Source organism: Spirosoma litoris, from assembly GCF_054776755.1.
The window spans coordinates 294,861-319,738 of the sequence record NZ_BAAHBI010000010.1 but is presented as its reverse complement, the minus strand read 5'-3'; the positions used below and the strand labels follow the sequence as shown (position 1 = coordinate 319,738).

Genomic DNA, 24,878 nt, shown 5'->3' with positions numbered 1-24,878 from the left:
TAAGGATTGCCTACCTGAGAATATGGAAATCTTAAGATGCTTCCTGCGTCAGCATGACAAAAAAACGGCTCATAATACCAACGGCATGACTCTTCCAACTATTGACGTGTTAACTGCTACCCCTTACTACTCGGGTTTCCCGCTCGCGCACGATACCTATAATGCCATTACCGCTGCCAGCAACGGAAAAATCTACTATGTACTCTGCTCCGAATCGTATGAACAGGGCGGGCAACTTTATGTGTATGACCCGGTAACAGACACTACCGAATGGCTGGCAGACCTAACCGACATCTGTGGTGAAGCGTCAGCCAATGCCATTCCCCAGGGCAAAAGCCATGTTCGGTTCTATGAGAGCAACGGCAAGCTCTATTTCGCTACCCACATCGGCGTCTACGAAATGATCGACGGGATGGAGCGGTTACCGCAAAACGCACCCAACGGCAAAGCCCTTTATCCCGGTGGCCATTTCGTTTCTTACGACCTGGCTACGGGTACGTTCGAAAATCTGGCCATTGCGCCCGAAGGCGAAGGCATTCTCACCATGACCATCGACAGGGAACGCGGGTATTTATATGGCATCACCTGGCCACTGGGTTATTTCATTCAGTACAATTGCCAGACCAATACGCTCAAGACGATTGACCTCGTTTCGGCAAAGGGAGAAGCCGGGACTCCGGGCGATGACTACCGGGTATTGTGTCGTTCCATGTTTGTGGACCCACTCGACGGCGCGGTCTATTTCTCGACATCGGAAGGCAACATTTTTAGTTATCAACCGGATACCGAACAGCTAAACCAACTTGCCGATGTCGATTTGCGGCTCGATTATTTTGGACGTTACGACCCAACGCATCCCGGTAGCATGGGCTATAACTGGCGGAAAATATTTTGGTACGCCCCCGAAGAAGTGGCCTATGGCATTCACGGCAATTCGGGTTATCTGTTCAAGTTCGATCCTCGCCAGCACCGAATTGAGTTGGTAGAGCGATTGACCTCGGAGCCATCCCGTAAAAGTGGCATGTTCGACCAGTTCAGCTATGGCTATCTGGGCTTCCAGTTGGGACCCGACCAGGAGACCATTTATTATCTCACGGGCGGACCAATTTATATAGATGGCAAACGGGTAAAGGGCGAAGAGCAGATTGCCAAAGGCGCAGCCAAAGGGCTTGAAAACTTACACCAGATCACCTTCCATATTCCAAGCCGGACTTACACCGACCACGGCCCCATTTTTTACGCCGACGGCTCCCGGCCTACCTATGTCAATTCGCTGGCAATCGGCGCCGATGGGTCGGTCTATACGCTAGCCCGATTTGACCACGACGGACACGAAATTCAGGATCTAGTTAAAATTTGTTTTCGACAGGATTAACAGGATTTTATGGATTTAATTCTCTTACTGTGAGCGCTGATGCAGGTGATAATAGAGCTTAAAATCACGGCGAAATAGCACAGACTAATAATCTTGTAAATCCTGTTAATCCTGTCAAAAAAATAACAATGACTATGAAATGGTTAGGGTTGCTACTGATTACGGGGCTATGTGTTTCCTGTTCGCATTACAAAGACTCGCGCTCGCCTGAGGAAGCGATCAGCAGTTTTAAACTGAGTGATGATCGGCTGGGGGTTTCGATCTTTGCCGCCGAACCGCAGGTACTGGACCCGGTGGAGATGGTGTTTGATGAAGACGGCAACGTATTCGTGGTCGAAATGCCGGATTACCCAGCCAAGCCCGACGATGGTTCGTTGGGTGGGGCAATCCGAATGCTGACCGATACCAATGGCGATGGCCGGATGGATTCGGTAACGGTATTTGCGGATCATCTTTCCGAAGCCACTAGCATTTTACCCTGGCAGGGTGGGTTGCTGGTAGCAGCCGCTCCCAACATTATGTTCCTCAAAGACACCACAGGCGACCACCGGGCGGATGTTAAGGAAATCCTGTTCACCGGTTTTTTTGCCGACAACTCTGAAGCCCAAATCACCAACCTTCGTTATAGCGTCGATAACTGGATTTATGCCTCCAACACGGGTCGGGAAGGCGAAATCCGGTTTACCCGGAACCCCAAAGCACCCCCTATTTCGGTAAAAGGAGGAGATTTCCGGTTTCGATTAGATCGGGGCCAGTTCGAAGTTGAATCCAGTTCAGGTCAGTTTGGGCTGGCTATCGACGACTGGGGCAATCGGTTCTTCACCGAAAACAGTCTGCACGTTCAGCAGGCACCGATTCCAGCCCGTTACCTGTATCGACACAAGCACCTGCCCCCCACTGAGCCGACGGTCAATATCTCTGATCATGACCCGATTATGTATCAGGAAACCCCTGCTCCCTATTGGCGGCAGGAACGCACCAAACGTCGGAATGCGCAGTTTAAAGAAGCAAATTTAGACCGTCACGAATACGCCGACGACCATTTTACGGGGGCATCGGGTGGTACGTATTATGGGGGTGATGGGTTACCCAACGACTATTACGGCTCGATCTTTACGGGCGAAGTAGCGGGCAATCTTATCCACCGCGACGTACTGAAACGTTCACCCAATAGCCCTCACTTTATAGCCCAACGAGGCAACGGCGAAACCGATCATGAGTTCCTGGCCTCAACCGATCCCTGGTTTCGGCCCGTCAACTTCACCGTTGGCCCCGATGGCGCTTTATATGTGATCGATATGTATCGGCAGCACATCGAAACCCCCACGGCCATACCCGATGATCTGAAAGAAAATATGGACTTTCTGAACGGCAGTAAATTGGGCCGCATCTATCGGATAGCCACCAAAACCAGTAAACCAGCCGCCATCCAACCGAGCCTCAGACGTAAAACAAGTGGCGAACTCGTTGCCTTACTAGCCCATCCGAATCAATGGTGGCGGCTACAGGCCCAGCGGCTCCTGCTCGAAAAACAGGACAAAACGATCATTCCGGCCATTCAGCAGCTATTCGTCAACCATACCGACCCACGAGCTCGTCTGCACGCTTTTTTTGTGCTGGAAGGGTTGAACGCGCTGGATGCCCGTCTGGTCAAACAGGCTATGCAGGATACCCAGTCCGACATTCGGGCGTATGGGGTCATGCTGGCCGAGCGGTTTCCAGACTGCCTGCCCCAGCTCATCGAAAAAGCCAACGACCCCTCGATGCCCGTCACGTTTCAGACCACCCTTAGCCTGGGACAATTCCCGGCCCAACAGGTCGCTCCAGCCTTGGCGGGTATTCTTGAGAAGTATGGCAAAGACCCCTGGTTCAGAACGGCGGTGCTCAGTTCAGAAACTGGCTCTTCCATCGAGTTTACCCGTCATCTGGTGAGTAGTGCCTACTTTAACTCGATCAGTCCAGAAAAAGACACGCTCTTAACTGACCTGGCTTTCGTTGTAGGCTCCCGAAATCGCAAAGGGGAAGCCGTTCAATTGTTGAATTTATTCAATAATCAACCTCATTGGCAACAAGTCGCATTCACGAGCCTGACAAATGGGGCAAAATCGGCGGGAGTACCGCTGGACGACCGTTTGAAGAGTATGCTATTCCCACAGGTACGCCGGAGTGGTACTCCAGTGAGCCGTCAGGCTAAGTAATACCACTCCGGTGTACAACCAATCACATAGTCCCTTCAATCATTTCTGCTTAATGAACTCAACTACTAAACAGCAACGCTACTCCCGACGACAATTTATAGGCAAATCCGTTTTTTCGGGTCCAACAGCTTTAGGATTGGCACTATTCCTGAGTAGGTGTCAGTCAAAAACGACTTCAGAGCAAGAGGAGAAAAAGGTCGCCACCGATCCATGTGAGGACTTTTCAGGCGTCAGTGAAGCAGATCTGAAAACCCGGAAAAAGCTGGGTTATGTGAACCAGTCTCCCCGCCCAGAATCGAAGTGCGGCAACTGTAATTTATGGTTACCTCCTAAAGAGGGCCAGAGTTGTGGTTCGTGTATGCTGTTCAAAGGCCCGGTTTATACAACAGGTTATTGCACCTATTGGGCTCCTCAAGGTAAGTAGCATCTGATTACCCCTAAAACCAATACCATGAAAAACACGGAAAATAACCTGACGACAAACTCCCGTCGGGATTTTGTTAAACAGACGATTATCGGCACAGCAGCTTTGTCTGTTGGGGGTGTACTGCCGGGTATTAGCCCCAAGAGTTACGGGCGAATTCTGGGAGCCAATGAAAAAGTGCGGGTTGGGGTCATGGGGGTAAACAGTCGAGGGCTGGCTTTGTCGAGCAATTATGCCTTGCAACCCAATTGCGAAGTGGTCACGATCTGTGATGTCGATTCAAGGGCCGCCGACAAATGCATAACCACGGTAGAAGGCATTCAGAAGGCAAAGCCGAAGAACCAACCCGATTTCAGAAAAGCTCTGGAAGACAAGGACATGGACGCGCTCGTTATTGCTGCACCCGACCATTGGCATGCCCCCGCAGCTATTCTGGCCTCGAAAGCTGGTAAGCACGTGTATCTCGAAAAGCCCTGTAGCCACAACCCACATGAGGGCGAGTTGCTGGTAGCCGTGTCGGCTAAGTACAAAAACGTTATCCAGATGGGTAACCAGCGCCGTTCGTGGCCGAATGTGAAACTGGCCATCGAGGACATCAAAAACGGAGCCATTGGTCGGCCTTACTTTGCCAAAGGCTGGTACACCAACAATCGGGCAACGATTGGGGTTGGCAAACCGCAGGCAGTGCCCGCCTGGCTCAACTATGACTTATGGCAGGGACCCGCTCCCCGACGTGCTTACAAAGACAACGTCATTCACTATAACTGGCACTGGTTCTGGCACTGGGGTACGGGCGAAGCCCTGAACAATGGCACGCACATGCTCGACCTGATGCGCTGGGGACTGGATGTAGAATACCCCAACAAAGTGACCTCGCTAGGTGGTCGTTATCGGTATAAAGATGACTGGGAAACGCCCGATACGCAGGTCATTAACCTGACTTTTCCCAACAACACAGCCATGACCTGGGAAGGCCGTAGCTGCAATGGACGAACCGTTGAAGGGAGCGATGTGGGCGTCACGTTCTATGGCGAAACAGGGTCATTGCAATATGGTGGTGGCAACGCCTATAAAATCTTCGACCTCGACAATAAACTGATCAAGGATGTGAAGAATGATCTACCCATCGACCCGCGCAACAAAATGAACCCATCGCAGGCCCTAGACGCTACCCACCTTCAGAATTTCGTGGCAGCCATCAAGACAGGGGCTCCCCTGGCGTCGGGTATTGTGGGCGGGCACCAGAGCACGCTGCTGTGTCAACTGGGTAACATCGCTCTTCGTTCTGGTGATGCCCTGGACATCGACCCGGCCAACGGGCACATTCTGAACAACAAAAACGCGATGAAATACTGGAAACGCGAGTATGAGAAAGGCTGGGAGCCAACGCTGTAATGTAACGCGGGTGGTCCGCCGTTGCGGTGGAAACCCGCGATTTTCCTATTCATAATCGCGGATTTCCACCCGCGCTACAACAAAAATGAGCACACTAGCTATCGACGTCAACCGACTGAGTAAGCGGGAAACGACCATCTCGATATTTCTGGTCGGACTGATGTTTTTTATCTTCGGTTTTATTTCGTGGGTCAACTCCATTCTGATTCCGTACTTCAAAATTGCCTGCGAACTGACCAGTTTTCAGGCGTATCTGGTTGCCTTTGCGTTCTATATTGCTTATTTCATCATGTCGGTTCCGGCCTCTTATCTGTTGAAGGCTGTTGGCTTCAAAAAAGGGATGATGCTTGGTTTCTGGGCAATGGCAGCAGGCGCAGGCATTTTTATTCCAGCGGCAATGACTCGAACCTACGCCCTGTTTCTGATGGGCTTGTTCACCATTGGTGTCGGACTGGCCATTCTACAAACGGCAACCAACCCCTATATCACGATTCTGGGGCCTAAAGAGCGAGCCGCCCAGCGAATCAGCATGATGGGTATCTGCAATAAAGCAGCCGGAATCCTCTCGCCACTGATTTTTGCCGCCGTTATTCTGCGCCCAACCGACACCGATTTGTTTGCCCAACTCAGCACCATGAGCGCCGATCAGCGGGGAGCCGCTCTGGACGAACTGGTTCGGCGCGTGATTCCGCCCTATGCCGTGCTGGGTACTTTCCTGTTTGTACTGGGGTATCTGGTGTATCGGTCTCCCCTCCCCGAAATTGACACGGAACACGAAACGCCCGATGTCGCCACCGCAAATGCCGGGAAGACCAGCATTCTCCAGTTCCCTCACCTGATTCTGGGCGCAGTTGCCATCTTCCTGCACGTAGGAACGCAGGTTATCGCCATCGATACCATTATCGGCTATGCCAATTCGATGGGTATCGATCTACTCAAAGCCAAGACCTTCCCATCCTACACCTTATTCTGTACTATTTGCGGGTATCTCATTGGGATCAGCACTATACCACGATTTATTAGTCAGGTCAACGCGTTACGCATCTGCACCATTCTGGGGGCAACGTTTACGTTACTGATTATTTTCACGCATGGCACTGTAACTTTTCTAGGCCATACGGCCGATATTTCGATCTGGTTTGTGGTATTGTTGGGTCTGGCTAACTCGCTGGTTTGGGCTGGTTTATGGCCACTCGCATTGGATGGTCTGGGTCGTTTTACCAAACTCGGCGCTTCGATTCTGATTATGGGTTTGTGTGGCAATGCGATTATGCCACTCGTCTACGGCTATTTTGCCGACCTATATTCTGTCCATATTGCTTACTGGGTGCTTTTTCCCTGCTACCTATACCTGATCTATTATGCTATGTTTGGGCATAAAGTAAAACGGTGGGGATTCTGATGAAACTAAAAATAGTTAACGGCACCATTTTAACGCCCTTTCGCACCATTCGAGGTGGAACAATCGTCGTCGAGGACAGTCAGATTATCGGCATCCACGAAGGCCCTGTCGATGTTCCGGAAGCGGTCGAACTCGATGCAAAAGGGCAATTTATAGCGCCCGGTTTTATCGACATTCACGTACATGGTGGTGGTGGTTTCGATTTCATGGACGGTACGCAGGAGGCTTTTCTGAAAATTGCCGAACTCCACGCCCGATATGGAACCACCGCTATGGTTCCTACCACGCTGACTGCCGAGAAAGACGATCTCCTGCAAACACTGGACGTCTACGAAATCGCTAACCGAAACAATACCCAGGGAGCGGCTTTTCTGGGCATGCACCTGGAAGGCCCCTATTTCGCCCTCAGTCAACGGGGTGCGCAAGACCCTCGCTATATCCGAAACCCTGACCCACTTGAGTACGAGGAGATTTTAGCTCATTCGTCATCCATTGCCCGCTGGAGTGCGGCCCCTGAGTTAGACGGCGCAATTCGGTTCGGGCAGCGACTTCGCGAGAAAGGAATTATAGCTGCTATTGCCCATACGGATGCGCTCTATGACGATGTGCTTTTGGCCTACGAAAATGGCTACTCGCTGGTAACCCATTTGTACTCAGCCATGTCGGGTGTTACCCGACGAAATGCATTTCGCTATGCTGGCGTTATCGAAAGTGCCTTTTTGCTCGATCTGGACGTTGAAATCATTGGCGATGGCATCCATTTGCCCGCTCCGTTACTCAAACTGGTTTACAAAATTAAAGGAACTGATCGGACTGCGCTTATTACCGATGCGATGCGTGCCGCCGGGATGCCGGAAGGCGAAAGCACGTTAGGTTCGCTAAAGAATGGATTGAAAGTAATCGTCGAAGATGGCGTTGCGAAACTACCCGACCGCACGGCCTTTGCCGGAAGCGTGGCCACAATGAATCGCCTGGTTCGCAATATGGTTCAGCTAGCCGATGTCCCGTTGTTGGAAGCCGTCCGAATGGCCAGCACAACTCCTGCCCGCATCATGGGCGTCGATCAGCAAAAAGGATCGCTCGTCAAAGGTAAAGATGCCGATATCGTCTTTTTCGATCAGGATTTTACGGTTAACCTGACCATAAAACAGGGTAAAATTATCTATTCAGCCTAAATCGACTCGTCATAACTACCTGATACCATGAATACAACCCGTTCTTTAGTTCGTGAATTTACTGTTGGCCAGCTTACCGTTAAGCTCTTTGAAAACCGGCAGAGTCTGGGCCAACAGGCAGCCGAGCAAGCTGCCGATACCATTCGAAGTTTGCAGGAGAAGCAACCCGTTGTCAATATCATCTTCGCGGCAGCCCCTTCTCAAAATGAGTTTCTGGCGGCTTTGGCCGAACAACCCGGCATTGCCTGGGAGCGCATCAATGCTTTTCATATGGACGAGTACGTGAATCTGGCCGAGGATGCCCCCCAACGGTTCGGTAACTTCCTGAGCGATCGGCTTTTTAGCAAAGTCCCATTGAAAGCCGTTTATTACCTCAATGGCAACAATGACCCCGATGCAGAATGTGATCGGTATGCTGCACTACTTCAGGAATACCCTACCAATATTGTTTGTATGGGGATCGGTGAAAACTGCCATATTGCCTTCAACGATCCACACGTGGCTCGCTTTGATGACCCTACGCTTGTCAAAAAAGTAGGCTTAGACCTAACGAGTCGCTGGCAGCAGGTTCACGATGGTTGTTTTGCTTCCTTGTCCGAAGTCCCCGAATACGCCCTTACGCTCACAATTCCAGCCTTGGTAAAAGCCCCTATCATTTTTTGTATGGTCCCGGCAGCGCATAAGGCCGAAGCGATTTACCATACGGTGAATGATGCTATTTCGGAAAAATACCCCTCCACTATTTTACGTCAACATGGCAACGCGACGTTATTCATCGATGAGGATAGTGGGGTACTTTTACAGGATTAATGTAGTTGCAATGGCATTTCATTTGGTTAACAATCGGCCAACTACCTTATTTGCGCTCCATTAACGAATCAATCGATGACCATTCGCCCTGCTACTGTTTCTGATATTCCGGCTTTACTGAATCTGCTTAAAAACGTAATACCCCTCATGCACGAAGCGGGTAATTTTCAATGGGACGATCAGTACCCCAATGCCACCGTTTTCGGAAACGATATTACCAACGAACAACTTTGGGTGGCCGACATTGATGGCCAACTCGCGGGTGTTGCCGCCTTGACCGAAGATCAGGAACCCGAGTATGCACAAGTTGGCTTCGATCTTAATCAGCGAGCCATTGTCACGCACCGACTAGCCGTTGACCCGGCGTTTCGCGGTCAAGGAGTTGCCGTTGCCTTGCTGGAACAAGCAGAGCAATTGGCCCTTGAGCGCGGCATCAAGTTTTTACGGATTGACACCAACTCCGAAAACCAGTCAACGCAAAAGCTCTTTCCGAAATTAGGGTATCAATATGCGGGCGAAATCACGCTCGGCTTCCGGCCCGGATTACGGTTTCTGGCTTACGAGAAGCCGTTAGCCTGATAATCAATACACTAACCATTCTCACCATGCACGCAGGCAGGAAGTATACCCTAAAGGAATTAGTTGGCCTTACATGGCTGGGTATGCCCTGGGTGCCGATTGCCTTGCTGGGTACGGCAGCCGCCTTTATTGCTGGGTTCCGACTGGTTCCGTTTGGCTTGTTAAAGGAAGATGACAAAAAATAAAACACCTCTGTGCCTCTGTGGTAAAAAATTACCTAAACACCATTGGGTGTCCTTCTTTCGGCACAAGAAACTTCTCTTCAGGAATCTTTTTCTCCCGCAACGATTTCCGTAGATCATCGGCAGGTTCAAACAGGCCATCGTCGCCTTGCTGAAACGTACCAAAGTGGATACCAACGGCCTGTATCGCGTTCAAATCCATGAACGCCTGCACCGCTCCGGCAGGCGACACGTGGACAGGCGCCATAAACCATTCGGGTCTGTAGGAGCCAATCGGCAACAGCGCCAACTTAATGGGGCCACCTGCCTGCTCGCTAATTCTCTTGAAATGCGGACCATAGCCACTGTCGCCACAGAAATAAGTTGTCCCAAAACTGGTATGCAGTAAATAGCCACACCAGAGCGTTTCATCACGATCACCCATGCCCCGATTACTGAAATGTTGTGCCTGGGTGCAGTTAAGCCGGAGTTTTTCATTGACTTGTAATGTATCGTTCCAGTCGAGTTCACGGGTAGTGCGCCCACCAACCGATTTGGGCAAATACGATACGCCGAGTGGTGTAACGAAGAGCGGATTAAACGCCTTGACCAATTTCTTGATGGTCGGCAAATCGAGGTGGTCATAATGGTTATGGCTCAATAAAACCACATCAATCGGAGGCAACTCCTCAAACCGAAGTCCAGGTGGCCGCTTCCGTTTGATCCCCAACCACGACGTTGGCCCAACCCGTTTCGACCAGACAGGATCAGTCAGAATATTTAGCCCATTGGTCTGAATCAGAAAGGTAGAATGATTCACAAAGGTGAGCACAAGGCTATCGCCTTCGATGCGGGTAGCCGGTTTGGCGCCAATAAAAGCACCGGGTTGCTCAGGCCAGGGACCTTTATCCCGATGAAGCAGCCATTTGAGCACCCCACCCGAGGTTCGTTCGGGCATTCCGGGATTAAAGAATTTCTTCCCGTTGAAATGGTCGGTAATGGGACCTTTGTATCGCGGGGCGCAGGCCGACACAATCAAAAACAGGCTGGATACAAGTAACAGAGGCAGTGCAGTATGCATATTGTGAATATACCAGATCAGATTTCCGAATGTTCAAAACTTTTGGAAATCTGCCGATAAATGACAAGGCCGCCGTAACAGCATTTCGTATCGCTCTGGGCGTGCTGGTGTATCGAACGAGTTGTTTTGATTGGTTAGGGGTTGTCAGGTATGGTCAAGATTGGTCAGACTATGGTCAGATAAATTCATACCAATCTTGACTATACTTGACCAATCAAAACAACGAAAGTTGACCTGACCGGGCGAAAGCACCTTCGTGTTCGAGAAGCCATTTTTTGCGCCAAAGACCACCGGCATAGCCCGTCAGCGATCCGTCGGAACCAATGATGCGGTGGCAAGGTATTACTATCCAGAGTGGATTTCGACCATTGGCAGCCGCAACGGCCCGAATCGCTTTTTCATCCCCCATGCGTCGGGACAATGCCAGATATGATAACGTCGTTCCAAAGGGAACATCAAGCAGCGCTTTCCAGACCGTTTGCTGAAAAGCAGTTCCGGTCGGATTCATCAAAAAATCGAACGTTTGTCGCTCACCTGCAAAATACGCCTGCAATTGCCGGACGGCCTCCTGAACTGGCCCGGCCAACATGCTCATTTCGTTCATGAGTTCACCTCCCGAAACGTCGAGACAGGAAATCACGGAAACGCCAGCCTCATCGCCGGAAATACGGACCAGACCAAGCGGAGATTCAAAAACGGCAGTTGTCATAGTTCAGAAGCGATTACCAATACAAATATAGTCTCTGAACTAGCGTGTGGCTTTCGTTCTATCGTAAGATGCTTCAGGACATCCATTTCCTGTTACGTTTTTGGGTAATAACTCCCCGAATTCCTACCCCAAAGGGCTATTTTTATTCGATTATCCTGTAAATTCGTCATTTTTGACAATTATAGCTCATATGTTGATTGGTAGAATAGAAAATCAGCAGCAGATTTCGGACAAAACAATAGCGAACCTGTTTTCTCTTTTGTCCGGTTTTATTTAATCGCGTGAAAACAGTAAGTTTTGTACTAAGCATACTCCTTTGGCTAGTTACCTATACTCCCACTGAGGCTCAGCCTTATGTCGCCTGGGTGAACCATTACGGACCCGAAAACGGTCTGGCTCACCGGGAAGTAAACGCCATATTTCAGGACCAGCAAGGCTTCATGTGGTTCGGCACCAAATTTGGACTTTCCCGCTTCGATGGAAAGACGTTCACGACCTATACCAAAGAACGGAACGGACTGACGTTTGATGACATCCATGCCATAACACAGGATGCAGAAGGAAGGCTATGGCTCGGCGGCCCGAACGGACAATCGCAAATCTGTGTATTTAATCCGCAGACAACTCAAGCTATATCTTTTACGGAACTCGTTAGGAAAAAGCAGCCCTTCTTAACGTCATTTTCCAACCTTCAAAGTCCATGGAGCGATCCAAACGGAACCATTTTCCTAACAAATTATCAACCCGCTTCGCTGCTCTCCTATCACCCCGCATCTGGTCTACACGCTATTGCCTTACCGCAGTTTAAGACATTGGCTATTTTCCGAGTCACAGCCCACCATACTGTCTGGGCTGTAGCCGATGAGCACCGAATCGTTGAACTGACTGCTGATGGCCGAATTTTACATCAGTTTACGCATGAGCAAGACATCGTAAGCTGGTGCTTCGGACAACGAAATGTGGGGATTGAGTTTTTCTATACCGTTTACAATCCGGCCAATAAGGGTTCCCGCCAGTTTTACAGTGTCGATGAGTTTGGGCATAGACGGACATGGCCACCGGCTTTACTTGAGTCGATGAAACGCTACACAGGCCCTATTTGCTATCCAGTCGATCGAACCTGGGTATTGTGGGACGGGATCAGCCTACGTGATTCAACCAACCGAATCTTATTGACAATTGCTGACCAGACCCATGGTGAAACCATTGAGAACCGAAGTTTTTATCGGGACCGAAATGGTCAGTTTTGGTTAGGTACCAGCTTTGGCGTATATCAGGTTAAGCTGACTCAAAATCATTTTCATCGATTAGTTTATCAGTCAACGAATAAAGGCGATCAGGTAGCTGCTATCCGAGGCATTAGCGTTCTGGACGATCAAGTTTTTGTCAATCTGGAAAAATTTGGTCTCTACTCGGTTTCCCGACTGGGAGGAGCGGCCACAAAATTGTATACCCATAGTGTCTTTGCCTATGGATTAACGCAAGACAGACAGGGAAAGCTGTATGCAGGCAATGGAAATCAGATCGTTCAGTTTGATCGCCTGGCGAATCGTTTTTCCATTATAAGATTACCCGACGCGTCTACCTGTTGGGCCTTCTATCCGATTGGTCTTACGCATTGGTTAGTGGGTACCCAGACCGGACTTATGCTGGTCAGTACCCAAACGGCGAAGGTCTCCCCCTTTACCCGCTATAACCAGTTTAAAGAGCTCGCTCAGGGGCATATCCTCCATATTGCCCCCGATCGGCAAGGTAGGCTTTGGATTTGCGCCACAACTGGTTTATATACCATAGACCCCAGTCAAGGGGTTACTGCCCGATACTGGAGCGGGGGAAAAAACGGCACTTATCTACCTGCCGATAGCTATCAGCATATTTATCAGGATACAACCGGAATCTATTGGTTAGCCACAGCAAACTCAGGCCTGATTCGCTGGGACCGCACAAAGAACCAATACCGGCAATTTCGACGTAGCGAAGGCTTAGCCAATGATAATATTTATGCCATCTACCCAGATCGACAAGGAAACCTATGGCTCAGCAGCGACTACGGGATCATGCGTTTCGATCCGACTCGCTTAACTACCCGAACCTATTTTGTGCAGGATGGCATCACCCATAATGAATTCAACCGAATTGCTCATTTTCAGGACAAAGCCGGGCGAATTTACTTTGGGGGGCTCAATGGCATTACCTGGTTTGATCCGCAGGATTTTGATGCAGAACCACATTCAGCCCCTTTGTCGATACAAGTGGTTGCTTTCCGGCAATTTGACTCATCGACCAATCAGCTGGCCGACAAAACCGGGGAATTGGTCCAAACCCACCGAATTGTTATTCGGCCCGGTGATCAAACTGCGATACTTGATTTTGCCTTGCTAAATTTTACGGATGCCGAAAAAAACGTCTATGCTTACCAGTTTAAAGGATTAGATACCCAATGGACCCAGCAAACAGAGTCTTCCCTACGGCTTGGTAATCTTCCCTATGGCACTTACCAATTATTGATAAAAGGGCAAGCTTCCAATGGACAATGGTCGGATAATACACTGACCATTCAAGTGGATATTCAACGGCCCTTTTACTTACAAACCTGGTTTCTGGCACTGGCGGTCGGGATACTCGTTATTGGGCTATGGGCTTGGTTGAAATGGCGTATCTGGAATCATCAACAGGAACAAAAACGGCTGCAAAACCAGATACAACAGGCTACTGCTCAGATAGAAGAAGATAAACAACTAATTGAACAGCAAGCTCAGGCACTGCACCAGCTTAATGAAGCCAAGTCGCGTTTTTTTGCAAATATTTCTCATGAGTTCCGCACGCCCTTAACTGTTATCCTGGGTATGGCGGCTACTATCAATCAGAAGGTTACAGGGGAACAAAGCCTGAACATCCGTCAGTCAACCGATCTCATTGAGCGTAATGGCCGTAGTCTGCTGCGACTGATCAACCAGATTCTGGATCTCTCTAAACTGGAAGCAGGCGAAATGCAGTGGCAACCAGTCCATGCCGATCTGATCCAATTCGTCCGCTATTTGGCAGAGTCGTTCCATACGATGGCCACCTTCAGGCATATTCAATTGCATTTTCAGGCCGATCAGGATGTTCTCCTAACTGATTTCGATCCGGATAAACTTCAGGATGTCCTCTCCAACTTACTGACCAACGCGCTCAAATTCACCCCCCAGAATGGACAAGTATTCCTGCAACTGGCCACCGAAAAAAATCGGCCCACTCGGGAAGAATATGTCAACGTGGTTTCGCCAAACCGAGAACCAGCTGAGAATTGGTTCTTTATCCATATCAGAGATACCGGGCCAGGCATCGACCCGGCTCTATTGCCCTTGATATTCGATCGGTTTTTCCAGGCAGATAGTCCACAGATTGCTGACCTTAGTGGAACGGGGATCGGCCTTTCTTTGGTACGTGAACTGGTGGAACTCATGCAGGGTGGACTATCCGTTCGTAGTGTACCCGGCCAGGGCACCGAATTTATCATTCAGTTACGCCAGACTCATGCTGCCACAATAGCGTCTTTACCACTCGATAAGCCGGGTAATAGCTTTGTCCCACCGGACATGGTCGAGTTGGTAGACGAGATGCCTGACGAAAAGCCGATTCTTCTCCTGGTGGAAGATAATGCTGACGTTGCCCAATACATCACGACTTGTATTGGGGCTGACTACCGAATTAGCCGGGCGGATAATGGCCAAACAGGCATCGATTTAGCCCTGGAACAGATGCCGGATTTGATTCTGAGTGATGTGATGATGCCCCAGAAAGATGGGTTTGCGCTTTGCGACACCTTAAAAAACGATTCCCGAACCAGTCATATTCCCATTGTCTTACTAACGGCCCGAGCGGCCGTTAGTGATCGAATCAGCGGGCTCCGACGCGGGGCCGATGCCTACCTGACCAAGCCCTTTCAGCAGGAAGAGCTGAAGGTTGTATTGGGTAATTTACTAAATACCCGCCGTCAGTTGCAGCTTCATTACAGCCAACAGACCCTCGATTCGGCTTCTTCATCTTTGGCAGAGACTGATGATTCGCTGGAAGACCAGTTTTTACGTAAGTTGAAATTGGCGCTGGCCCCTCAACTAAATCAGTCCCAATTGTCGATTGAGGTACTTTGCCAGGAAATGGGCATGAGCCGTACTTCGCTTCACCGAAAAATTACGGCACTCACTGGCATGTCACTCACCAAATATATTCGCTCGCTTCGGTTGGCCCGAGCCAAAGAACTGCTGTGGTCCTCGGAGCTGAACATTTCGGAAGTGGCCTATGCTGTGGGTTTCGATGATCCTAAGTACTTCAGCCGGGTATTTTCGGAAGAATTTGGCGTTTCTCCGGCCAATTTCCGCCTTCTGGAACAGTAGTCCACCTCGTTGGAACCAAAGTCCACCTCGTTCTGCCCCCCATCAGCTAGACTTGCAGTACGGTACAGCTTCGCTTTCGTAGATCGATTTTCGGTTAATGGCAGGTTACTTAGTCTACTACCGATACCCGAGAGACATTTCTGAAATCCATTCAGGTGCTGGCACCTGGCTTCAAAGACCCTTTCTACACCTCTGTTAGCCCGCTTTTCTGTTTACCTAATTTTTTACAATTCAAATTCAACGTTTCCATGACTCGTTTTTACTTATTTCCAGCCTGGTTCGGCTACCAGGTTTTCTTTTCAACGCACCAACGAACAAAGGCTGCTCGTTACCCCCTATTGTTTTCGGCTCAACCTAACTTTCGACGCTGGTTCACCCTTCTGTTGATTAGTCTGCCTCTATTAGCAGTAGCGCAAGGGCCTTCCTTGCTCTGGCAAAAAGTATTGGGAGGAACAGCGTATGAGCGATTCCAGTCGATAACAGCTAGTCCGGATGGGGGCTATGTGGTAGCAGGCTATACAGCCTCGACAGATGGAGACGTGTCGGGAGGGCACGGTAATAATGACTACTGGGTTGTTAAGCTCGACGCAGCAGGCAACCTACTCTGGCAAAAAACGTTTGGGGGAACAGGTGATGACCGAGCCACTGCTATAACAGCCAGTCCAGATGGAGGCTATGTGGTGGCAGGTTACACGGCCTCTACGAACGGGATAGTAACAGGCAATCATGGTGGTGATGACTACTGGATAGTCAAGCTCGATGCATCGGGTAATCTACTCTGGCAGAAAACGTTTGGGGGGACACAAGATGACCAGGCTAATGCCATAACCGCCAGTTCGGATGGGGGCTATGTGGTAGCAGGGCAGGCTATGTCCAGGAATGGAGACGTATCAGGCAATCATGGGTTAGATGACTACTGGATTATCAAGCTCGACGCATCGGGCAATTTACTCTGGCAGAAAACCCTGGGGGGAACGAGTACTGACCAAGCCAATGCCATAACCGCCAGTTCGGATGGGGGCTATGTGGTAGCAGGGCAGGCTATGTCCAGGAATGGAGACGTATCGGGAGGGCATGGGAGTTATGACTACTGGATAGTCAAACTCGACGCATCGGGTAATCTACTCTGGCAGAAAGCTTTCGGGGGGACACAAGATGATTTCGCCCAAGCGATAACGGGTAGTCCGGACGGAGGCTATGTGGTGACGGGTGAATTGCGATCTACAGACGAGGATGTAGTAGGTAATCACGGTGGTTTTGACGCATGGGTAATCAAGCTTGACGCATCGGGCAACTTGCTCTGGCAAAAAGCATTAGGGGGAACAGGTAATGATTACAACCAAGCTATAACCACCAGCCTGGATGGGGGTTATACCGTGGCAGGTTACTCTCAGTCAACCAATGGAGATGCTTCAGGTAATCACGGTAGCATGGACTGCTGGGTTGTTAAGCTCGACGCAGCCGGTAACCTACTCTGGCAAAAAATGCTAGGCGGCACGGGTTGGGATACTGCCCAAACACTACTGCGCACGCCAGATGGCGAGTTGGTCGTTGCAGGGGTGACGGGTTCCGATAATGGGGATGTATCGGGTGGATACAGTGGTGATGACACCTGGGTTTTCAAGCTTGGTCTCCCTCCTACCATCAGTGGGTTGGCTGTAAACTCAAGCACGATCTGTCCTGATGATGTAGTTACGTTTACCGCTACTGTAGGCGATGTAACGGGGAGCTATGGCTATACGCTCACCAATGGCAGTACCACAATCAACGGCACCACCAGTAGCCTGGCCTTCAGCCAAACGCTGGTAATCAGTGACTCAGGCAGTCAAAGCTTCAGTTTGGTGGTGAGTACAACGGGTGGCTTTAGCGTAGCCGTCAAAGCGCTGACGGTGGGCCATCCCGACTACCAACCCCTGGTGGATTTCTACAACAGCACCAATGGAGCTGGCTGGACGACTAAGACTAACTGGCTAACGGGTTGTGATCCCTGTAGCTGGTATGGCGTAGGCTGTACAAATGGACGGGTAACAACACTACTATTATCGTATAATCAACTAAGTGGCCCTATTCCTGAGAGTTTAGCAAATCTGACCAATCTGCAATACCTGGATCTACAGGGTAATCAGTTGACTGATGGAATACCCGCTAGTTTTAGTGCTCTAACTAGCTTGACTTATTTAAGACTCACGAACAATCCCCTGGGAGGTGAGATTCCGGCCGGTTTGGGGAAGCTGACTAGCCTAACCTACCTGGAATTAGTCAATAATCAGTTGAGTGGTGAAATTCCTACCAGTTTAAGTGCCTTAGCGAACCTGACAACCTTAAACCTGGGTGTTAATGGGTTACAGGGTGAAATACCGGTAGGTCTGGGAGCGCTAACGAACCTGAAAACACTGAATCTGGTTTACAACCGTTTAAGCGGACCTGTCCCCGCCAGTGTGAGTAACTTAACCAAACTAGAAAGCCTTGGCCTCCAGTACAATTATCTAAGTGGGTGTTACCCATCAAGCCTGACCGCTCTTTGTGGTGTAATCAATAATTCATTCTACAACAATGACGGTTTACCTGGCGGGGGTAGTCAGGCCGCTTTCAATACCTTCTGTGCCACGGGGCAAGGCAGCGATGCTTTTGTACCCACGGCTACTGCCAATTCATCAACTGCTACAGTAGGAGATGTGGTCAGTTTGAGCACATCTGGAGGTAGTAGCTACAACTGGACAGCGCCAACTGGTGTGCTGCTTAGCAATACCAATAGCAATGTGGTATCCGCTACGCTGACAGCAACGGGTGTGAAAACATTCACAGTAGTAGTCGGCCAAGGAGGCTCCTGTAACCAGACAGCCACCGTCTCGGTTACGGCCACGGCTGTTCTGCCCACTATCAGTGGGTTCGCTGGCACTTCGGGTACGGTGTGTGCAGGTAATGTGACCACCTTCACCGCGACAGTAGGCAATCTAGTGGGTAACTATTCTTACACGCTCACCAGTGGCAATAACCAGACTTCAGGCACGAGTAGTAGCAGTGTCTTTAGTCAAACACTGGTAGTGAGTGGATCTGGTGATCCGAGTGTTAGTCTGGTCGTGATCAGCAATAATCAATCCGCATCAGCGACCACTACGGTGACTATCGATTCCAAGCCGACACTGAGCATTAACCCTACCTCTACGACCCTGACAGCGGCTAACCCTACTGCCAGCCTGACCGCCATTGGTACGGGTACTTTTATTTGGTCAACCGGCACTGCTTCACCTGCGATCTCGGTGACCAGTAGTGGCACGTATTCGGTAACACTGACGAGTCCAAGTGGTTGTACAGCAAGTGCCAGCGTGCCCGTAATAGGTTCCGATCTGACCATCAACCTGGACTTACCTCAAGCTAACTTTGGCCTAACGGGGGCCACAGCCATCGGCAATTTCGTGGTCAATGTCTTTGAAGTAGGCGGTTTGCCCACTTCCTCGGGTAATGTACGAATTACGGTTACCGCCCCCATTGGTTACACGTTGGCTTTTCCTCCCTCATTAACTACCATTCAAGTATCAGGCGGTAGTGCAAAGTCTGTTAATAATGCCCAATGGACGGTGCTTACGAATCTGGCCAATCGTCAGATTACGCTGATGATGACCAGTGGTACGTTTATTGGGGCAGGGGGCGAATCGAGCTTAGGGTTCATTCTTACCCGGACAAATGCGAGTTCAGGTAGCACATCCAGCATTACGGTAAATGTGGTGGACGACCTGACCAGAGAGTATGACGGAAACCTGCTGAACAACGGCTACGCCCGGATTATCACAGGGTTATAAAGGTTAGTTCAATATAGAAACGGGCTATAGTAGTATGGAGTCCACTGCCCCTCACTACTATAGCCCGTAAATAGGTAGCTATCTCACCTTAGAAATTCTAAATACCCGATGTACCGGCAAATGGTATGCCGCCATTACCACTATAGGTTGAGCCCACCGGAGTGTTGGTTGCCGTTGGATCGTCATAACGGGTGCCATCAGGATTGACAACGCCCCATTTGTTAAAATCATCAGCATCATCGTCGTTTCGGCGCGAGTCATTCTCTTCCGACGAAGCCCGACTGTTGATAAACGATTCGGCCAGGGTCGTTAACTTTTTATCCGCATTTTTCTCTTCGTTTAGGGTTTGCTCCAGAAGTCGGGCCGCCTGATTGTAGCCCAGCACCTGTGCAAACGTTACCACCGAACCATACGAAGCGATTTCATGGTGCTCAATTTTCTGACCGGCGATAATCAATCCGGCATCACGCGTCAATGAGCCTGAGTCGGTATTTGAGACAACGCGCTGCGCATCATCGACTAATCCATCAATTGCATCGCAGGAACCTTCTTCAACATCAACCCCAATGCTGTTAAATACCTGCTCTAAGCGGGCCACGTGGTTTCGGGTTTCTTCCCGATGTTGTAAAAAAGCATTCCGGACTTCATCGGTCGTTGAAGCATCAGCCTGCTCGCCCAGCGCATCGACAGCCTGTTTTTCAGCGTAATAAATGTCTTTGAGCTCGGTAATAAATAAGCCCCGAAGGCCTTCCTGTGTTTCTGTGTCTGTACCGCCGAAAAAGTTAGCGATGCGTTCTCCAAACGTTGCCATGATTACTGTGGTTTTGAGTTAACTAACATTGAGTTTACCAGGCTTTTGCCAATTTCGAGCCAACTGCTGATTCTCTTGCAGTTACAGATTTTGGGAAAGCGGATGTGTTTCTTAATTTCTACAAAATCCGTAGAGTATAACTACCAATATCCACAGTAAGCCTGGCTTTGACTGTTACATAAAAAAGCCTGACCTCAAAAAGTCAGGCTCAGCTAAACGTATATGCACCAATCAATTCGGCATTAGTTTCAGAATCTTCCCTCCTCCGTAATCGCAGAGGTACAGTTCTTTTTTCTGATCTTCGCCAAAGGCCGAAATCGCGCCAGCCGATGAAACGATCTCCTGATTTATGGCCGATGTTGTGCCGTTGGGCGTCAATGCCCAGACACGGCCGCTGGCATAATCGGCATAAATGTATTTACCGATTAACGTTTGATTGATTGAACCGCGGTAGACGAACCCTCCCGTAATCGACACGTCGCCTTTGTCGTGCGAATATTGCCAGATCGGCGCTTTCAAATCGGCGGCATTGACCGTATTGCCTTGTGCAGTATAATCGGCATTTCCTTCCTTGACACGCCAGCCATAATTGCCCCCTTTCGTAATAATATCCACCTCTTCAATGGCATTCTGGCCTACATCGCCCGCCCATAGTTGGCCTTTCTCATCGAAACTGATTCGCCAGGGGTTACGGAGGCCGTAGGCAAAAATTTCTTCGCGGTAGCCATTGGTATTGCCTTTAAAGGGATTATCGCTGGGGATGCCATATTGACCTTTATCGGTACTGTTCACATCAACGCGCAAAATTTTACCTAACCAGCTGGCTCAGTTCTGTGCATTATTTTGAGGATCTCCCCCACTGCCTCCATCGCCAGTTGCAATGTACAGGTAGCCATCTGGACCAAACAATACTTTGCCGCCATTGTGATTTGTATAAGGCTGATCGAAGCGAAACAAAATAACTTCAGAACCAGGATCAACCTCGGATGCACTAGCCGATGATGCCTTAAACCGACTCACAATTGTTTCGCGCGGGTTATTTTTTGTGTAGTTGACGTAGAAAAAGCCATTCTGTTTAAAATCAGGATGAAAAGCCAGCCCCAATAACCCCATCTCCCCGCCGGCGGCCACTTTCGAACGTATATCCAGGTACGTACCAGCCGCAGCAGCATTAGCGTCGTTCTCAACTACCCGAATACGTCCTTCCTGCTCTACCACAAATACCCGATTGGTGCCATCGTTTGCATAGGTGTATTCGACTGGTGACGCAAAGGTTAATTTGGGGTACGCATTCACAACTTTAGTAGCCGCTATACCAGATGTATTTCCTGTTGAATCAGTCGTCACAACATTCGCTTCTTTTTCGGGCTTACAGGCCGACGCAACGAGCCAGGAAACCCCTGACGTAGCGATTAAAGAAATAAGAAACGTGGTGACGGTTTTACTGAACATGATGATTCGATTCATTAGACACTATTTTTTTAATACAAATCACACTCCAAACACGTCCGGCGAACTTTGCGGCCCGCATTTTGTTCCAAAATCATAGAATCTCTTTGATAGAGACAAGCCTTTTGTTCGTTAAGCGTACAGGGGCCTAAGGTTGTGTTTCTACAATATGGGGTGCAGATTCTACTATACTCAAGCCTGACAACAAAAATTTCGTAGTGCCATTTGATCTATTAACAAGCAAAATACTATGACCACGGCGACCAATACTCTTCTTGATCACCTACAAGCTCAGCGTTCAAAATACCGCTATAAACTCCCCTCACGACCAGATGCCGGGCGGTTTATTGACCAGTTAATGCGCCTGCTGTTTCCGGTCACTCAGGATTGCAAATCCATTTCGCAACATGTAGAGGAGACCTATCAGAGTCTGCATGAACAACTCAACAACCTGTTATGCCCGCTGGAAAAAAATCTGGCCGAAAGCCCGCTTGTGCTAACAGAACGTTTTTTTGAACAGTTGCCCGCTATCTACGATAACTTGCTTTTCGATGCCCACGCTATTGCCGATAATGACCCGGCTTCGGTGGGAATAGAGGAAGTAGTAGCGGTTTATCCTGGATTTTATGCCATCTCGGTTTACCGGATTGCTCATGAACTTCTGAAACTTAATGTGCCACTACTTCCCCGAATGCTGACTGAATATGCGCACGGACAGACCGGGATCGATATTCACCCAGGGGCTCAAATTGGTAAGTCATTTTTTATTGATCACGGCACCGGGGTGGTTATCGGTGAAACAACGGTCATTGGCAACAACGTAAAAATTTATCAGGGCGTAACCCTCGGTGCTACGCACGTGGCCAAATCGATGGCGCAGAAAAAACGGCACCCAACTATCGAAAACAATGTGGTTATTTACGCCAATGCCACCATTTTGGGAGGTCATACCGTTGTCGGTCACGATTCAGTTATTGGCGGTAACGTCTGGCTCACCAGCAGTGTCGAAGCGCATTCGCTCGTATTCCACCAGCACCAAACGGAGGTTCGTTTGAAATCGCTGGAATCGCAGGAGCCAATCAATTTTGTGATCTAGTAGAGACGCATCCTTGCGTCTCCGCTCTTTTCGTTTCCTATCTGGTAAGTAGACGCAAGGATGCGTCTCTACGTAAATAAACCCTTATGAAAGCAACTACTATTCTTGACACTATTGGCCACACGCCCCATGTACGTATTAACCGACTATTTCCAGGCTATGAAGTCTGGACGAAACTAGAACGGGCAAACCCTGGGGCCAGCATTAAAGATCGAATTGCGCTAGCCATGATTGAAGATGCCGAAGCGAAAGGCTTGCTGACATCAGATAGCACTATTGTTGAGCCCACATCGGGCAATACCGGCATCGGTCTGGCGATGGTGGCTGCGGTAAAAGGTTACAAGATCATTCTTGTAATGCCCGAATCCATGAGTATCGAACGCCGGAAAATCATGGCCGCTTATGGTGCCGAATTCGACTTGACACCTCGTGAGAAAGGCATGAAAGGAGCCATCGAGCGGGCTCATGAACTGGTTGCGCTGACTCCGGGAGCCTGGATGCCCCAACAGTTCGAGAATCCCGCGAATATCGATATCCATGTGCGCACAACAGCCGAAGAAATTCTGGTCGATTTTCCAGAAGGGTTCGATGTGCTGATTACAGGTGTGGGTACTGGTGGACATATTACAGGTGTGGCCCAGGTACTTAAAGCCAAATTTCCGAAGCTGAAAGTATACGCCGTTGAGCCGGAATTATCGCCCGTTATTAGCGGAGGTGCGCCAGGCCCGCACCCGATTCAAGGTATTGGTGCTGGATTCATTCCTCAAAATCTACACACCGATTTGCTGGACGGCACTATTCAGGTAAGTAAAGACGAAGCCTACGAAATGGCTCGGCGATCGGCAAAAGAAGAGGGTATTTTTGTAGGCGTTTCCTCCGGGGCCTCACTGGCAGCCGTCGCTAAAAAACTCCCCGATATTACCCCTGGCAGCCGAATCCTGACCTTCTGCTATGATACCGGTGAGCGCTATCTATCAATAGAAGGTTTATATTAATTTGTCGGTCATTAGTCTGGTAACAACTAATGATTATCGACTATCCACTCATTCTCAACACGACTCAATGACGCGACAAACCTCTGCTTTCAGAATAATAAAGGATACCGTTTTCATTGTTGCGGGTGTGCTCAGTGCGGGTATGGGCATCAAAGGATTCCTAACCTCAAGCCATTTCATTGACGGTGGGGTTACGGGTATTTCCATGTTACTGGCTACCTTATTCAGCATTCCTCTGCCCATCTGGCTACTCCTGATTAACCTGCCATTTATTGGGTTAGGTTATCGGCAGTTTGGTCGGCAGTTTGCGGTCAAAAGTACGCTCGCGATTGCTGGTCTCTCGCTCAGTCTGGCCATTATCCCCTACCCTGACGTTACGCCTGATTTTTTGTTAACAGCTGTTTTCGGGGGGTTCTTTATTGGTGCGGGTATTGGGCTGGCTATACGAGGAGGAGCCGTTTTGGATGGCACTGAAATTGCCGCCCTGCTTATTAGCCGCAGCAGCCCTATTCTAAAAGTGAGCGACGTTATTTTAGTACTCAATGTACTTATTTTCGGGGCAGCTGCCTTCTTCCTGGGTATCAGTCCGGCTCTTTACTCGATGATCACGTATTTCGCAGCTTCCAAAACGGTCGACTTCGTTATTCACGGTATTGAAGAGTACACGGCTATCTTGATCATCTCGAAAACTCCCGACCCAATTCGGGAGCAGATCATTGCCAAGGGATGGGGAATATCGATTCTAAAAGGCCAGGGAGGCTATGGCAAACACGGTAGCCACCAGGATATCGACACGGTCCTTTACACGGTAATTACTCGCCTGGAAATCAGCAGGCTACGCGCACTTGTCCTAGAGCTTGACCCCAATGCTTTTATCATTCAGCACAGTGTCGATGATGTATCAGGGGGTAAAGTAAAAAGCTTGCCTATGCATTAGGCAGCTAGCTACAAGCAGTATCAAGTAAATAGATATGAGCCGAATACGGGTTCTAATCGGCTCACAAATTCACTATATTTGAGCCGATTAGAACCCGTATTC

Annotated in this window: 17 protein-coding genes and 1 pseudogene; 14 read left to right on the top strand and 4 right to left on the bottom strand. The window is 49.5% G+C overall.

Annotated features, from left to right (window positions below; genetic code table 11):
* Window positions 1-85: 85 nt before the first annotated feature.
* From ACYVGR_RS07775 to ACYVGR_RS07735, 9 genes are all read left to right on the top strand, one after another.
* Window positions 86-1,375, top strand: coding sequence for a hypothetical protein (locus ACYVGR_RS07775; protein WP_460956078.1), 1,290 nt, complete (start codon window positions 86-88; stop codon window positions 1,373-1,375).
* A gap of 134 nt (window positions 1,376-1,509) precedes the next feature.
* The gene (locus tag ACYVGR_RS07770; protein ID WP_460955226.1) at window positions 1,510-3,573 is read left to right on the top strand and encodes a PVC-type heme-binding CxxCH protein; all 2,064 of its coding nucleotides are present in this window, start codon (window positions 1,510-1,512) and stop codon (window positions 3,571-3,573) included.
* 52 nt (window positions 3,574-3,625) lie between these two features.
* Window positions 3,626-3,997, top strand: coding sequence for a high-potential iron-sulfur protein (locus ACYVGR_RS07765; protein ID WP_460955224.1), 372 nt, complete (start codon window positions 3,626-3,628; stop codon window positions 3,995-3,997).
* A gap of 27 nt (window positions 3,998-4,024) precedes the next feature.
* Window positions 4,025-5,392: a Gfo/Idh/MocA family protein gene (locus ACYVGR_RS07760; protein ID WP_460955222.1), complete on the top strand. Its 1,368-nt coding sequence runs from the start codon at window positions 4,025-4,027 to the stop codon at window positions 5,390-5,392.
* An 85-nt stretch (window positions 5,393-5,477) separates the two neighbouring features.
* Window positions 5,478-6,794, top strand: a complete 1,317-nt coding sequence (locus ACYVGR_RS07755; protein WP_460955220.1) for a sugar MFS transporter — start codon at window positions 5,478-5,480, stop codon at window positions 6,792-6,794.
* Window positions 6,794-7,969, top strand: coding sequence for an N-acetylglucosamine-6-phosphate deacetylase (gene nagA, locus ACYVGR_RS07750; protein WP_460955218.1), 1,176 nt, complete (start codon window positions 6,794-6,796; stop codon window positions 7,967-7,969). The genes ACYVGR_RS07755 and nagA overlap by 1 nt, the downstream gene beginning before the upstream one ends.
* A gap of 27 nt (window positions 7,970-7,996) precedes the next feature.
* A complete protein-coding gene (locus ACYVGR_RS07745; protein ID WP_460955216.1) occupies window positions 7,997-8,779 on the top strand; it encodes a glucosamine-6-phosphate deaminase in 783 nt (260 codons plus the stop codon).
* A 75-nt stretch (window positions 8,780-8,854) separates the two neighbouring features.
* Window positions 8,855-9,358 carry a GNAT family N-acetyltransferase gene (locus ACYVGR_RS07740; RefSeq protein ID WP_460955214.1) on the top strand — a complete coding sequence of 168 codons (504 nt, stop codon included), beginning with the start codon at window positions 8,855-8,857 and terminating at the stop codon, window positions 9,356-9,358.
* A gap of 26 nt (window positions 9,359-9,384) precedes the next feature.
* Window positions 9,385-9,543: a hypothetical protein gene (locus tag ACYVGR_RS07735; protein ID WP_460955212.1), complete on the top strand. Its 159-nt coding sequence runs from the start codon at window positions 9,385-9,387 to the stop codon at window positions 9,541-9,543.
* Window positions 9,544-9,571: 28 nt separating this feature from the next.
* Here the strand turns inward: ACYVGR_RS07735 and ACYVGR_RS07730 are convergent, their stop codons facing one another.
* Together ACYVGR_RS07730 and ACYVGR_RS07725 are read right to left on the bottom strand one after the other, a co-directional pair.
* Window positions 9,572-10,600 carry an MBL fold metallo-hydrolase gene (locus ACYVGR_RS07730; RefSeq protein WP_460955210.1) on the bottom strand — a complete coding sequence of 343 codons (1,029 nt, stop codon included), beginning with the start codon at window positions 10,598-10,600 and terminating at the stop codon, window positions 9,572-9,574.
* 214 nt (window positions 10,601-10,814) lie between these two features.
* Window positions 10,815-11,309: a methylated-DNA--[protein]-cysteine S-methyltransferase gene (locus ACYVGR_RS07725; RefSeq protein WP_460955208.1), complete on the bottom strand. Its 495-nt coding sequence runs from the start codon at window positions 11,307-11,309 to the stop codon at window positions 10,815-10,817.
* Between the two features lie 281 nt (window positions 11,310-11,590).
* Between ACYVGR_RS07725 and ACYVGR_RS07720 the strand changes: the two genes are divergently transcribed.
* Window positions 11,591-15,688, top strand: coding sequence for a hybrid sensor histidine kinase/response regulator transcription factor (locus tag ACYVGR_RS07720; protein WP_460955206.1), 4,098 nt, complete (start codon window positions 11,591-11,593; stop codon window positions 15,686-15,688).
* Between the two features lie 248 nt (window positions 15,689-15,936).
* Window positions 15,937-19,488 carry a beta strand repeat-containing protein gene (locus ACYVGR_RS07715; protein WP_460955204.1) on the top strand — a complete coding sequence of 1,184 codons (3,552 nt, stop codon included), beginning with the start codon at window positions 15,937-15,939 and terminating at the stop codon, window positions 19,486-19,488.
* 97 nt (window positions 19,489-19,585) lie between these two features.
* Here ACYVGR_RS07715 and ACYVGR_RS07710 read toward each other — a convergent pair whose 3' ends face one another.
* Window positions 19,586-20,299, bottom strand: coding sequence for a YciE/YciF ferroxidase family protein (locus tag ACYVGR_RS07710; RefSeq protein ID WP_460955202.1), 714 nt, complete (start codon window positions 20,297-20,299; stop codon window positions 19,586-19,588).
* 231 nt (window positions 20,300-20,530) lie between these two features.
* Window positions 20,531-21,766 (bottom strand): annotated as a pseudogene (locus ACYVGR_RS07705) (PQQ-dependent sugar dehydrogenase).
* 232 nt (window positions 21,767-21,998) lie between these two features.
* Between ACYVGR_RS07705 and ACYVGR_RS07700 the strand changes: the two are divergent.
* From ACYVGR_RS07700 to ACYVGR_RS07690, 3 genes are all read left to right on the top strand, one after another.
* Entirely contained in the window at window positions 21,999-22,844 is an 846-nt protein-coding gene (locus ACYVGR_RS07700) for a serine O-acetyltransferase (protein WP_460955200.1), read from the top strand.
* Between the two features lie 86 nt (window positions 22,845-22,930).
* Window positions 22,931-23,839 carry a cysteine synthase A gene (cysK, locus tag ACYVGR_RS07695; protein ID WP_460955198.1) on the top strand — a complete coding sequence of 303 codons (909 nt, stop codon included), beginning with the start codon at window positions 22,931-22,933 and terminating at the stop codon, window positions 23,837-23,839.
* 67 nt (window positions 23,840-23,906) lie between these two features.
* Entirely contained in the window at window positions 23,907-24,776 is an 870-nt protein-coding gene (locus ACYVGR_RS07690; RefSeq protein WP_460955196.1) for a YitT family protein, read from the top strand.
* Window positions 24,777-24,878 lie beyond the last annotated feature (102 nt).

Coding starts and splice junctions, on each gene's coding strand:
- ACYVGR_RS07775 (WP_460956078.1), top strand. CDS start 86: ATGACTCTTCCAACTATTGACGTGTTAACTGCTACCCCTTACTACTCG.
- ACYVGR_RS07770 (WP_460955226.1), top strand. CDS start 1,510: ATGAAATGGTTAGGGTTGCTACTGATTACGGGGCTATGTGTTTCCTGT.
- ACYVGR_RS07765 (WP_460955224.1), top strand. CDS start 3,626: ATGAACTCAACTACTAAACAGCAACGCTACTCCCGACGACAATTTATA.
- ACYVGR_RS07760 (WP_460955222.1), top strand. CDS start 4,025: ATGAAAAACACGGAAAATAACCTGACGACAAACTCCCGTCGGGATTTT.
- ACYVGR_RS07755 (WP_460955220.1), top strand. CDS start 5,478: ATGAGCACACTAGCTATCGACGTCAACCGACTGAGTAAGCGGGAAACG.
- nagA (WP_460955218.1), top strand. CDS start 6,794: ATGAAACTAAAAATAGTTAACGGCACCATTTTAACGCCCTTTCGCACC.
- ACYVGR_RS07745 (WP_460955216.1), top strand. CDS start 7,997: ATGAATACAACCCGTTCTTTAGTTCGTGAATTTACTGTTGGCCAGCTT.
- ACYVGR_RS07740 (WP_460955214.1), top strand. CDS start 8,855: ATGACCATTCGCCCTGCTACTGTTTCTGATATTCCGGCTTTACTGAAT.
- ACYVGR_RS07735 (WP_460955212.1), top strand. CDS start 9,385: ATGCACGCAGGCAGGAAGTATACCCTAAAGGAATTAGTTGGCCTTACA.
- ACYVGR_RS07730 (WP_460955210.1), bottom strand. CDS start 10,600: ATGCATACTGCACTGCCTCTGTTACTTGTATCCAGCCTGTTTTTGATT.
- ACYVGR_RS07725 (WP_460955208.1), bottom strand. CDS start 11,309: ATGACAACTGCCGTTTTTGAATCTCCGCTTGGTCTGGTCCGTATTTCC.
- ACYVGR_RS07715 (WP_460955204.1), top strand. CDS start 15,937: ATGACTCGTTTTTACTTATTTCCAGCCTGGTTCGGCTACCAGGTTTTC.
- ACYVGR_RS07710 (WP_460955202.1), bottom strand. CDS start 20,299: ATGGCAACGTTTGGAGAACGCATCGCTAACTTTTTCGGCGGTACAGAC.
- ACYVGR_RS07700 (WP_460955200.1), top strand. CDS start 21,999: ATGACCACGGCGACCAATACTCTTCTTGATCACCTACAAGCTCAGCGT.
- cysK (WP_460955198.1), top strand. CDS start 22,931: ATGAAAGCAACTACTATTCTTGACACTATTGGCCACACGCCCCATGTA.
- ACYVGR_RS07690 (WP_460955196.1), top strand. CDS start 23,907: ATGACGCGACAAACCTCTGCTTTCAGAATAATAAAGGATACCGTTTTC.